Below are 11,504 nucleotides of genomic sequence, written 5' to 3'. Positions count from 1 at the left end.
TAAGGGCTGTCCCGTAAATGCGTCCGGATCATGTTGGATACGGTCTCCCTTGCCTGGCATCGTCCGCCTATCCGGCGAGGGCGACGTTGTGCAGGCGCGCGATGCCAGGCACTGCGTGGTGGACGCCGTCTCCTTTGAGTCGGCAGTCGCGCAGGATCTTCCACCCCTTCATCCGGGCGAAGGAATGCTCGACCCGGGCGCGGGCCTGTTTGTGGGACTTGTTGTGCTCCTGCTTCCAGTCGGGCAGCTCTTCGCCCTGGCGTCGGCGATGAGGCGTGACGAGTCCAGTACCGGGATAGCCGCCGTCGGCGATCGTGGTGGTCTTGCCAACGGCGGCCTTGGCGCCGGATTCCTCCCACGCCCTGCTTGTGCGCCAGTAGGCCGCCACGAGCAGGACACGGTCCTCCAGCGGCAGGCTCCAAGGCCGGCCCTTACGGACTGCGTCCGCGCCCTCGCGCCGCAGGGCGGTCACCAACTTGGTGAAGCATCGCGGGCTCAGCCCGGTGAAGGGTCCTGGCCAGGACGGCTCCGACGCCGAGATCACACCAGCCATCGCAAAATCGTCTCACCCTCGAGCAAGGGTTGCGGTTCAGCCGTCAGGTGTGCAGGAGGCGCACGGCGAGCAGCATCTGCCAGGTCCAGCCGATAGTGAGCGAGATGCGCTGGATCAGTCCGCCGAGGTCGACCCAGCGTTGGTGCTGGTCGAACGCGGCACTGGCTAGCGCCATCGTCGTCGCGAAGAGCACACCGCTGACGATCGAGTAGATGGTCCACCAAAGAGAGTTGGACAGGGCGAATACGAAGCAGGCCATAGCAAGGGCGAGGAATCCGATGAGAGACAACAGGTCATGCAGAGCACCTGCACGGGTGTGACGCTGCAGTTGATCAGGCGTGCCGGGAGGATAACCGCTCACCGGATCTGTCCGGAAGGCACCTGCGCCCAGCAGACCGACCGCCCACGCACCGATCAGCAGGGCACCCCAGCGGGAAGGCCCAACGCGCCACAGGCCCACGGCGAAGACCAGCGACAACAAGCCCGCCAAGAGGAAGTTGACGGTCTGTAGCCCACACGGCTGGCGCCTTGCAGCAGATACGCGACGGTGAAAAGAGGCCCAGCAGCCATCCCGCAGGCAAGCAGCACTTGATTCCCCATCTCGTCAACATAGGTTAACAAGGTGAGTTGCGTCAACCCTGGTTGACGCGAAGGCAAGCCCCCCGACAGTCGACGTCAAGTGATCGTTTACGGTAAAACTCTTAGGGATACCTTGTGCAGCTCGAAATGCTGCTGGAAGTCGTGCCACTCCTGCTCGGTGGGTTCCCGGTATTCCTCGACGGACCGCTCGGATCGGCGACGGTCAGGGAAGCCTCGGTAGGTCCGGATCAGGTCGTCCTGGAAGACGGCCAATGGTGTATTCGGGTATTGGAACTGCCTGAATACCCCCGTCTCAAGCGTCTGTGGCGCTGACCCCGGCGGCGTCAGTCGTCAGCTGCGACGAGGAGAGTGAGTGTCGCTGCCGGGCGGTCGATGAGGGCGAGTTCGTGGTAGTCGATGTGGATCGGTCCGTAGTCGTGGAACGCGTCCTCGGGGAGCTGTCCTAGTAGGTATCTGCTGGTTGCCTTCCGGATCGGGGTGTAGATCTCCTCACGCAGACGCGATGCGAGCGATTCCGGGACGTCTCCATGCTGGTTGGCCCAGGAAAGGACGACATCGACCGCCGTCTCGGCATCGACGGTGTCGTAGACGTCAGGGAGGATGCGGTCAAGCCACCATTGGCCGTGCCGCGGCCAGTCTTGAACGCCAGCTCCGTCGTAGGTGTCCCGAAACTGAGGATGCGCGATCAAAGCAGCCAGCACTTCTCGGTCGTCCAGCGGCTCGGACGATAGCTGGAAACGCTTCGCGTCGATCCAGCGGTAGCCGTGAGAGCCCTCACCGAAGTCGAAGTCTCGGAAGTTGATGAAAGGGCTGTCCAGGTGGATGAGGGCGGGCACGGGTTCCATGGTGGTCATCGTAGATCTTGACGCTACTCAACCGCGTCGGTGATATGCGGCCTGACCAGTGGCTATTCCTCCTGGCGCCCGGTCCGGGCCCAGTACTTCCGTTCGGATGCACTGCTTGCGAGGTCGCGCGTCTGCTGGCTTAGGCTGCGTAGACGCCCCAGTCACCAGCGCCGGCCCGTTGCCATTTGACGGCGACAGGTGATGTCGGTGCCGAGGGTCCGGGCGAGGACCGCGGCGGGTAGCTCGGTAGCGAGCTGGAACAGGGCAGTGGAGCGGGGCTCTACGAGCCGGATGCCGAGTTTGCGGAGACTTCGCCCATGGCCCAGACACTAATCGGGCGGCCGGGCTGACCTCCGGGGAAGAGCCAGGGGGATCCGTCCGGGCGAGAGTGGCAAGGCTGCGGCGGGCCGCGACCTGTTGGAGGGCCGGTTCGGCGACGGGTGCAGGCAGCTCGACCGGGACGGCGCCGAGGCGGAGGCGGACTGCTCCGTCGGTCTCCTTGATGTGGTCGACGGTGAGTCGGGAGATCGCCGCGGGCCACTGGGCATAGAGGTGCAACAGCGGGCCGACGAGGCGGTCTTCGGACTTGAGCGTGTCGTCGTGCAGCAGACGGCGGCCGGTGGCCCAGCGGGCTCGTCGTCCATCGCCTGAGATGGGCCGTTCGGGCCGTTCCATCGGACGGCCGGGAGGCTGAGAGCGCGTGCGATCTTCTGGGCGAGAGCCCAGCGCACGACGTGCCCTGCCTCCTTGCGGTGACGGACGTCGTCGCCGGGCGTCCAGCGTTCCAGGTCGGCCTGACAGCAGGTCGCAAGTGTCGTTCCCTGGTCCTCGAGCCAGTTGAGGAGATGGACGGCTGCCCGCAGGTGCTGGCGGACGACGGTGAGCTGGGTGTGCGTGGCGTCGCTGTCGCGGCTGCGTCGGCGGAGCCGTCGCAGGAGGTGCCAGGTCGCGTACCGGTGCAGGTCATTCCGTAGCGTGCCGGTGGCCACGAGCACGCTGCGGATGTGCTCGACGACCTTGCCCGCCGGGAGTTCGTCCAGGGCCTCGTGTGTCAGGGGCCGACGGCTGGAGTTGGGGACGTTCGTCCGTACGCAACTGGGGAGAGAAGTCCGTACGCCGACACGGGGTCCGTCACCCGCGCGATGTCGGGGCCTCGGAGCATCTGACCCCGATCATCTGGCGCCGCAAGGACGGCTACCTGTTCTCGGAAGAGCCGGCCGACTGGATCGAATACGAGAAGAAGCAGTTCCGTCTCGTTCGGGGCCGCCTGACCCGGTTGATCACGGGGTCGCTCGACCCACACCTGATGCGCCACCTGACGATGAATGGGCTCAGCTCGCATCGGCCCAGCTCACCGGGGTTCACGCCATCCTCGCCCAGCTCTCTGAATAGCTCCCGGACCTTCCCATGCCCGCTTCCACCGGCCGGCGGCGCCGCTATCCGTCCCCCACCACGATCGCGGAATGGGCGCTGATCGAACCGCTGCTTCCCCTGCCGGCCTGCCAGACCAAAGCGGGCGGCAGGCCGGAGAAGTGGCATCGCCGGACATCGTCGACGCCATCCGTTACCTCGTCGACAACGGCGTCAAATGGCGGGCCCTGGCCGTGGTCTATCCGCCCTGGCAGACCGCCTACTACCAAGTCGCCGCCTGGCACCGCCGTGGCGCCATTGGCTTCCTCCGTGATCAACTCCGCCGTCAGATCCGCACGGGCCAGGGACGATGCCCCTGACCCGTGACATTGATCGTCGATTCGCAGTCGGTCAAGGGAGCCGAGACCGTTTCCAAGGCCACCCGCGGCTTCGACGCCGGCAAGAAGATCAACGGACGCAAGAGACACACGCCGTCGACGCCCTCGGGCTCCCCGTGATAATCACGGTGACACCCGCCGGCACCACCGACCGCGACGCCGCCCTCTTCACACTCATGACCGAGCAATTGCCAATACCTGTGGATCAGTTGAGCTGGGGTGTGTTGATCGCGACGAGCTCGACCTCGAAGCCGTCGGTGTTCTCCAGGTAGGCCGCGTAGTGCTGCTTGCCGCCGGCGTGTGGGTGCAGCTCGGCGAACATCAGGCTCCAGCCGTGCTGGGTCGCACCGACGGTCAACATCTCGACGGTAGTGGCGTCCTCAACGTGGAAGGCCAGGTGGTTCAGCCCGGGTCGGCGGCGGTCGTGCCGGTCGGTGGTGAGGGCCGGGGACTGTTCGAGAACGAGGTAGGTCGGCCCCAGCAGCCAGCTGCGGCCGGTGTCCCAGCTCTGCGAGACGGTGTAGCCCAGCGTCTGAAGCAGCCAGCCGAGTGAGGCGAGGGCGCGGTCGAGGTCGGGAACCCAGATCTCGACGTGGTGCAGTTCCCCGTGGGCGGGCCGGTTCACGCGGCCACCGCCTCCTCGCGCTCGACCAGGACACCATTCTCGAACCTGGCGCGGGAGCGGACCAGGGCGACGAGGTGGGGTGCGGTGATCGCGCGCCGGCGGTCCTGGGCGGACTCGACCAGTTTGAACACCATCGTGAGGGCGGCGGCCGGGCTGCTGGCCCCGCGGGTGACCTTGGTCCGCAGGTGGATGCAGTGCTCGGCCGGGAAGTCGTAGAACGCCAGTGGATCCTCGGCGTCGTTGGTGATCTTCGTGACGGCCTTGGGCCACTTCGCGCCGTAGGTCTTCGCGAACACCTCGATCGCCTTCTCCGCGTGGGAGCGGTCCTCGGCGGTGTAGATCTCCCGCATGGCCCTCGTCGCCCCTGGCTGTGCGGACTTCGGCAGAGCGTTCGTGACATTGCGAGCCTTGTGGACCCAACACCACTGGTGCCGGGTGGTGGGGAACACCTCGGCCAGGGCCTTCCACAGTCCCATCGCGCCGTCGCCCACGACGAGTTCGGGGTCGCGCATGCCCCGCCGGGGGCATGCGCGCAGCAGGTCGGCCCACGACTCGGTGGACTCGCGCAGTCCTTCGGTCAGAGCGATCAGTTCCTTGGTGCCGTCCAAGCGCACTCCGAGCAACACCAGCACGCAGCAGTAGGCCTGCCCGAGCCGGACCTTCGGGTGCACACCGTCCGCCCACACGTGGACGAAGTCGCGGTCTGTCAGGTCGCGCTGCTGGAAGGTGGCGTGGTCGTCGCTCCACTGCCTGGTCAGCCGGGTCGGCGCAGCCGGCGACAGGCCGGCCGTCGAGCCGAGGAACTGCTCCAGCGCGGGCACGAAGTCCCCCGGAGGACAGTCCGTGCAGGCAGTGCAGCGGCAGGACCTCGGAGATCTTCGGGGACCTGCGGCACCACGGGGCCAGGACCTTGGAGGAGAACCGCTTGCGCTCGCCGGTGGCCGCCTCGTCACTTCGGGAGGCACCGACACCGCGCTGTGTTCGATGGTCAAGAGGGATGACAGTGTCCGGTCCGCGGCGCTTCAGTCCTTCCGGCGGGTGGCGACGGCGTCATCACCGAAGGATGCGGTGAGTGCCCGTGCGATCAAGTCGGGCAGTTTGGTGTGTCCGTCGTCCTCGACCCAGCGCGTCAGCGCCGTGTGCATCGCGGCGATGCAGGCGCTGGTCGCCGCCTGAGCGCGGAACGCGGCGTCGGGGCCGGTCGCGTCATACCCGAGGGCATCGACGATGGCCTGTTGCAGCGCGTACTGGCTGTCCAGGTGCCGGGCCCGTAGCGCAGGCGTCGACACCATGAGCCGGAGGCAATCCAGCAGGAACCGTTCGTTCGCCGCCTGTTCGTCTCCATTGCCGCCGGTCCAGTTCGTGGCCGCGTCGATGAGCGCGCTGCCGACGCGGCGCACCAGGGGTTGCGCTGCGGACGACGCCGCAACGCGCTCGGCGATGAGCTGGGCGGGCTGGTCGATGAGGACGAGGTCCTCCTTGGTGGGGAAGTGCCGGTACACGGTCATTGCGGAGACGCCGGCGGCCTCGGCGACGTCGGCCACCGTTACCGCGTCATAGCCGTGGTCGGTGAACAGACGCACCGCGTGCGCCTGGACCAGGCGCCGCGTCTCGGAACGCCGTCGTTCCCGGAGGTTTGGTTGCCGCTCACTCATATGCTAGACACTACCATCATGTTAGTAACTAACACTTGGGTGGGTGAAGACGTGGGCGATCTGATGGGCAGAACGGCTCTGGTGACGGGCGCGTCGCGCGGCATCGGGCAGGCAATCGCGACACGGCTGGCGGCCGAAGGAGCCACGGTCATCGTGCACTTCGGCACGGACGAGGGCGGGGCTGCAGCCACGCTCGACGCGATGGAACACGCCGGCGGAACCGGCTTTGCCGTCCGAGCCGAACTGGGCGTGGACGGCGACGTCGAGACACTCTTCGCCGGCGTGGAGGCCGGCTTGGGCGGTCGACCGCTCGACATCGTCGTCAACAACGCGGCGGCCGCACCAGCCGGCGCGCTCGGCGTCACGACGCGGGCGGAGTTCGACCACTTGTTCGCGGTGAACGTGCGGGCACCGTACTTCATCATCGAGCGTGCACTGCCTCTGTTGCGCGAGGGCGCCCGGATCATCTCGATCTCGTCGGTGGCAACCCGGATGGCCAACGCGTCCCAGACGTCCTTCGCCATGACGAAGGGCGCGATCGAGACGATGACCAAGACCCTCGCCGGCCAGCTCGGTCCTCAGGGGATAACGGTGAACGCGGTCGCTCCTGGGGCTACCAGGACAGCGAGCAACGAAGCTGTCTTCGACGTGCCGGGCCTCACCGAACAGATCTCCGGCATGACGGCACTCAGCAGGCTGGGCGCGCCTGAAGACGTAGCCGACGTGGTCGCCTTCCTCGCCTCCGATGCCGCCCGCTGGGTCACCGGGCAGATCCTCGACGCGAGCGGTGGCCTGTTCCTCGGTCCACGCATCTGACCAACGAAGATTTGGTGAGGGCAGCGCATCGCGTAGCAGCACACAGCGTTCCGGCTCCGCGGCATCCGGGCCACGGAGCCCGCGCAGGCAGTCGGTTCTCGTGAACAAGGCCACGCGTCGGTTGCGCAATCGCCTCGGCAGGGTCTCCGTCTGGTGCATCTCTGCCCTGGAGAGGTAGAGGACGGGACGGGCGCCGGCCTGGATAACGTTTCTGACGGTCGAGCACCACGCCCCAGGGGTCGTACGGTTCGCGGCCGCCCACTCCGTCGCGGAGCATGCGCGGCGGGCGGTCTCGGTGGCCTCGCTGAAGCAGAGCACCGGGGCGTCGGCCCAATAGTCCGGCGGCTCCTCCCCCTGCCTGCGGGGCCGACCAGTGATGTGGACCAGTGTGTCGGGCAGATCGGGGCGCGTGCTCACGGATGGATTCCGTGAAGGCTGAAGCCACGTCGTCCGCATCCGCGACGTCGGCCTCGGGGAGGCTGGCCGACGTGTGGGGGCCCAAGCTCGCCGAGGCGACCGACGGCAAGGTCGCCGTGTGCAACGACGTGGGCGACCAGGCGTGCGCGGAGCAGCGGCACGCTGAAGCCGACGTCCTCCTCCCCGCCGATGCGGGGGTGCTCCGGCCGACGCCATACAGCGCTGGCGCAGCTGGCAGTTGGTTCTGCTCCCGAGAATCGACAGCAGATGTTCACCAGTTTCGACAGCACCCCGGCATGCTTCTTGTTCGATGGAGGCCAGGCCGGAGCCTCCACATGTGGCCGCAGTGGCAGCCGACGCCGTGCGGTGGCGCCGGGCGACCGGGTCAGGACGTCCAGCAGGTGTAGGTGAACCAGGTCTGGACCTCGTCGGCGGACAGCACACGAGTCAGCTCCGCCGTCCCCGGCAGCATCGGGAAGAACCGGTCGGCGTTCCAACTCCGCTGGTACATCGGCTCGTCCAGCACGAGTAGGCGGTGTCCCTCCACAACAGGGATGTCGTCGGGCAGCCCCTCGTTCCAGATCCGTTCCCCGTCCGGGGCGAGGAGTTCGAAGACCCCGGTCGCGACGGTCCCGGTGCGCCCCTGGGCGGGCTCGGGGGACATGGCCAGACGGACGCTCTCCGCCGACGGTGCGGTGCCGGGCACATGGCCACCGCCGACGAGCACGTGGGCGAGCAGCGTGTGCAACTGGAAGTTGTCCCCGATGCCGCCGATGCGCACCTCGAACCCGGTCCCGGTGGGCCGGTGCAACACCACCAGCGGCTCGTCGTCCAGGATCGCCAGCGCGTAGGCCAGGCACTTGAGGTCGTGCTGCTCCAGGGCCGCCAGGTCGCGGCAGGCGGGGAGGAGCGCGGATGCGTGCCGACGGCGCACCTCGGTGCTGCGGCACAGCACGGCCAGCGCGGGGGGCTGCCACTGCTCGATCGAGCACCACGCCAGCGCCAGCCGCAACGCCTCGTGCGCCTCGCCACCCAGCCGGGCCATCAGCGCGTCGTCGATGATCTTCTCGTCGGCCTCCGGCAGTTCGTCCCCGGCACCGCTGCCGGCGGACCAGCGGCGGGCGAACTCCAGGGCATCGAGCAGGTCCCGGTGAGTACCGTCGAGGATCGGCTCCGCACAGGCCGCCGGATCGGCACCACGCTCCACACAGAAGCCTGCCATCGTCGCCAGCATCGGGCGTGGACCGGTGGGCGGAAAGGAGGGGAGCAGCGCGGTCAACCGGGGGCCCGCCAGCATGTATTCGGTGCTCGTCGCCGACTGCAGACCACTCATTGCCTCGCCGAACGCACGCTCGGTGCGGACACCGTCGCGAGTTGCCACTGCCTGCTCCAGCTCTGACACGACGGCGGCCAGGTCTGCGGACTTCTGCTTCCTTCTGAAGATCACCGGCACACCCTAGGCCCGAGGTCTGACAGGTGTCATCAGGCCACCGTTGTTCCAAAATTCCGGAACGCTTCGTGCTGTCGAAACTGGTGAACGTCTGCTGTCGGTTCTCGTGCACCGAGCCATGGCAGTGCTCCCCCGCCGACGCGGGGGTGTTCCGCCGGGCTCTTTGGTGCGGTTGCGCGCAGCCGGGCGATGTTGACGGCGACGGCGGTGCAGGGGACGGGGGCCTCCGATGACGACGGACAGGGCGGTGTCGGGGTGGCGGCCGCTGGAGTGCAGCACGATCGCCAGGACGGCGGCGCCGTAGGCTTCCTCGGCTCGTTGGGCAGCGGCTGTAGCAGTAGGTAGGCGTTCGACGGCGAAGTACTAGAACGTCTCCAGCCCGCACGAGGCGAATCGGGTCCGGACTACGGTGTCCGATCAGCAGCCCGTCGGCGTCGGCTGCAGCCTGGGCCTGCCTGCTGCAGCAGCCGATCTCACGCGCCGTCGGCTCGCACCGGCCCGGACGCCCGCGCACCACGCCGGACGGGGTCCGTGCCGACAAAACCTGCGGATCCCGCGCGCGCACGGCTCCTACCTGCGCAGACGCAGGATCGGATGCACCATCCCGGAGAAGGCCGACCAGGTACGCAACCGCAAGAAGCCCGGCCGTCGAGGCGGCCGGCGACCGGCCTTCGTGAAGGACGACTACAAGGAACGCCACACCGTGGAGTGCGGGATCAACCGGCTGGAACGAACCGCGCCGTGGCCTCGGGATACGACAAACTCGCCGTTCGGTACGAGGCGACCGTGCTGGTCGCAGCCCTCAACGGGTGGCTGTGACCGGGGCTTTCGAGGCCGACCCTAGATGTGGAACGTGGTCGTTGCCTCCAGGTCCGCCCGGCCGGCCGCGACCCGGTTCACCGGCGCATTCTCGTCGGCGTAGCCGAAGGAGACACCCACGAGCAGCTTCCCCTCGTCCACTCCGAGGTGTTCGCGGACGGTGTCGGCGTAGAAGCTGAGCAGGCCCTGCGGGCAACTGGCCACGCCGTAGCCGGTCATGGCCAGCAGCAGCGTCTGCAGGTAGGCGCCGGCGTCGGCGGCCAGTCGCGGTCCGCCGTCGCCGGTGACGAACAGGAACGCGGCATGGGGCGCCCCGTAGAAGCCCAGACTTTCCGCGTCGTAGGCCGCGCGAGCCGGGTGGTCGTCGGGGCCGATGCCCAGCGCTCCGTACAGACTGGCACCGAAGGCGGCCCGCCGTTCCTGGTGGACGGGGGCGTACATGTCCTCGGAGTACGGGTAGTCGGCCGTGACGCGTCGCTCGGCGTGGGCCGTTCGCAGGGCGTCGGCCAGACGGTCTCGCCGTGCGCCGCCGACCACCTCGACCCGCCACGGCTGCGCGTTGGAATTGGACGGCGCGGCGCCGGCCAGGGAGAAGACCTCGCGCAGAGTGTCCTCGGGTACCGGGTCGGGACGGAATGCGCGGGTCGCGCGGCGCCCGCGGATCAGCTGCTCGGCGTACTTCGACGTTCGCGCCGCGCCCGGGTGCGTCCCGCTGGTGGGCGCCTCGCCGGTGCGTGTCCGGGTGAAGACCGGTCCGCTCATGGAACTCTCCTCAGGATCGTCAAAGTAAACTTGATCGTTTACTTGAAGCGGCACTATAGCCAGCCATCCCCTCCGAAGTAAACGAGAACGTATACTTACGTCATGACCACCACGGCGACGGCGTCTCGACGGCCGGGGCGCGGAGGGCGGGAGCGCATCCTGGCCGCCGCGGCCGGACTGTTCGCGGCCCAGGGGATCAACGCGACCGGCATGGAACAGATCGCGGAGCGGGCGCCGGTGTCCAAGCGCACCCTCTACGCGCACTTCAGGACCAAGGACGAGCTGGTCCTCGCCCATCTCAAGGACCTCTCCTCGACGGGACGCACTCTGGAGGGTGTGCTGGCCCGCGAGGACATCCCCGCCAGGGAGCGAATCCTCGCACTGTTCGACCCGCCCCCGACCGGCACGGATCCCGTGCGCGGGTGCCCGTTCATCGACGCCGCCGCGGAGTTCCCCGACCCCCGGAACGCGGTCCACTCCTACGCCCGCGAACAGAAACTGCTGATGGTGCGACTGGTGACCGACCTGGTGGCGGAACTGGGCTGCCGCGAGCCCGCCGTCCTCGCCGAACAACTCGTGACCCTCGCGGACGGCGCCGCCAGCCGCGCCATGGTGCTGGGCGAGTCGAACTACGGCCGGCACGCGCGGACAGCGGCGGAGATCCTCCTGGAGAGCGCGCTGCCGGCCACCACCTGACAGACCCCACCGGACTGCCCGAACCGCCCAGCGCCCAGCGCCCAGCGCCTGTTTGGCGGATCATGCTCGGTCGGGTCGATAGGTTGGCCGCATGTCTTCTGCACTTGTTGTCGGTTACGACCCGCAAGCGATACCCGGTGTCGACGGGGAGGCTCTTCGCGCAGCTCTCGATGCGGAGCTGGCCCGATTCGGCGAGCACGGCATCGACGCGGCCATGACGCTGGTCGTGTTCGACGAATCGGCCGAGTCCGCCCTCGTCGCATCGCTGACCCGGCACCCGTGGGATGTCGTGGTCGTAGGCGCCGGGATCCGCAAGACCGAGCAGCTGCTTCCGCTGCTCGAGCGCATCGTGAACCTGATCCGCCGCCATGCGCCCCAGGCCGCCGTCGCGTTCAACACCGGTGGCGGGGACAGCGTTGAGGCGGCACAGCGATGGCTGTGAGCTCCGACCGTCCGGCTACCGGGGGCGAGCCGGCCGGCCACGTCATGGGTCGATCGCGCGTGGCTGCTGCCTGACG

12 protein-coding genes and 2 pseudogenes are annotated in these 11,504 nt (G+C 68.1%); 6 read left to right on the top strand and 8 right to left on the bottom strand.

What is annotated here, in order from left to right; genetic code table 11:
* Positions 1–67 precede the first annotated feature (67 nt).
* Positions 68–553, bottom strand: coding sequence for a transposase family protein (locus Sco07f_RS33905; protein WP_108990126.1), 486 nt, complete (start codon positions 551–553; stop codon positions 68–70).
* Positions 554–596: 43 nt separating this feature from the next.
* Complete coding sequence (locus Sco07f_RS33900; RefSeq protein WP_439959704.1) at positions 597–1,130, bottom strand: DUF998 domain-containing protein; 534 nt, start codon at positions 1,128–1,130, stop codon at positions 597–599.
* Positions 1,131–1,267: 137 nt separating this feature from the next.
* On the opposite strand from Sco07f_RS33900, the gene Sco07f_RS39875 reads away from it, so the two are divergent.
* The gene (locus tag Sco07f_RS39875; protein WP_159107013.1) at positions 1,268–1,465 is read left to right on the top strand and encodes a hypothetical protein; all 198 of its coding nucleotides are present in this window, start codon (positions 1,268–1,270) and stop codon (positions 1,463–1,465) included.
* An 11-nt stretch (positions 1,466–1,476) separates the two neighbouring features.
* Here Sco07f_RS39875 and Sco07f_RS33890 read toward each other — a convergent pair whose 3' ends face one another.
* The gene (locus tag Sco07f_RS33890; RefSeq protein WP_244942204.1) at positions 1,477–1,998 is read right to left on the bottom strand and encodes a hypothetical protein; all 522 of its coding nucleotides are present in this window, start codon (positions 1,996–1,998) and stop codon (positions 1,477–1,479) included.
* A gap of 1,407 nt (positions 1,999–3,405) precedes the next feature.
* On the opposite strand from Sco07f_RS33890, the pseudogene Sco07f_RS40915 reads away from it, so the two are divergent.
* Positions 3,406–3,719 (top strand): annotated as a pseudogene (locus Sco07f_RS40915) (transposase); the annotation flags it as partial.
* A 12-nt stretch (positions 3,720–3,731) separates the two neighbouring features.
* Complete coding sequence (locus tag Sco07f_RS41375; RefSeq protein WP_167468298.1) at positions 3,732–3,866, top strand: transposase; 135 nt, start codon at positions 3,732–3,734, stop codon at positions 3,864–3,866.
* 85 nt (positions 3,867–3,951) lie between these two features.
* Here the strand turns inward: Sco07f_RS41375 and Sco07f_RS33870 are convergent, their stop codons facing one another.
* The 3 genes and pseudogenes from Sco07f_RS33870 to Sco07f_RS33860 form a co-directional block, all read right to left on the bottom strand.
* Positions 3,952–4,371 (bottom strand): VOC family protein, encoded by a 420-nt coding sequence (locus Sco07f_RS33870; RefSeq protein ID WP_108990123.1) that lies wholly within the window; start codon positions 4,369–4,371, stop codon positions 3,952–3,954.
* Positions 4,368–5,319: pseudogene (locus Sco07f_RS33865) on the bottom strand (IS256 family transposase); the annotation flags it as partial. The gene Sco07f_RS33870 and the pseudogene Sco07f_RS33865, both read right to left, overlap by 4 nt.
* A gap of 74 nt (positions 5,320–5,393) precedes the next feature.
* Complete coding sequence (locus Sco07f_RS33860) at positions 5,394–6,026, bottom strand: TetR/AcrR family transcriptional regulator (protein WP_108990122.1); 633 nt, start codon at positions 6,024–6,026, stop codon at positions 5,394–5,396.
* Positions 6,027–6,077: 51 nt separating this feature from the next.
* Between Sco07f_RS33860 and Sco07f_RS33855 the strand changes: the two genes are divergently transcribed.
* Positions 6,078–6,842, top strand: a complete 765-nt coding sequence (locus Sco07f_RS33855) for an SDR family NAD(P)-dependent oxidoreductase (protein WP_108990141.1) — start codon at positions 6,078–6,080, stop codon at positions 6,840–6,842.
* A gap of 802 nt (positions 6,843–7,644) precedes the next feature.
* On the opposite strand, the gene Sco07f_RS33850 is transcribed toward Sco07f_RS33855, so the two are convergent.
* Together Sco07f_RS33850 and Sco07f_RS33840 are read right to left on the bottom strand one after the other, a co-directional pair.
* A complete protein-coding gene (locus tag Sco07f_RS33850) occupies positions 7,645–8,706 on the bottom strand; it encodes a hypothetical protein (protein WP_244942203.1) in 1,062 nt (353 codons plus the stop codon).
* Between the two features lie 843 nt (positions 8,707–9,549).
* On the bottom strand, positions 9,550–10,290 hold the full coding sequence (locus Sco07f_RS33840) for a nitroreductase (RefSeq protein ID WP_108990120.1): 741 nt from the start codon (positions 10,288–10,290) through the stop codon (positions 9,550–9,552).
* 102 nt (positions 10,291–10,392) lie between these two features.
* Between Sco07f_RS33840 and Sco07f_RS33835 the strand changes: the two genes are divergently transcribed.
* Positions 10,393–10,986, top strand: coding sequence for a TetR/AcrR family transcriptional regulator (locus tag Sco07f_RS33835; protein ID WP_108990119.1), 594 nt, complete (start codon positions 10,393–10,395; stop codon positions 10,984–10,986).
* Between the two features lie 91 nt (positions 10,987–11,077).
* Positions 11,078–11,428: a hypothetical protein gene (locus tag Sco07f_RS33830; protein WP_054099896.1), complete on the top strand. Its 351-nt coding sequence runs from the start codon at positions 11,078–11,080 to the stop codon at positions 11,426–11,428.
* Positions 11,429–11,504: the final 76 nt, after the last annotated feature.

It is taken from the genome of Streptomyces coelicoflavus, from assembly GCF_003112555.1.
GTDB lineage: Bacteria > Actinomycetota > Actinomycetes > Streptomycetales > Streptomycetaceae > Streptomyces > Streptomyces coelicoflavus.
The sequence above is the reverse complement of the archived record's forward strand: the minus strand, read 5'-3'. Positions and strand labels throughout refer to the sequence as shown.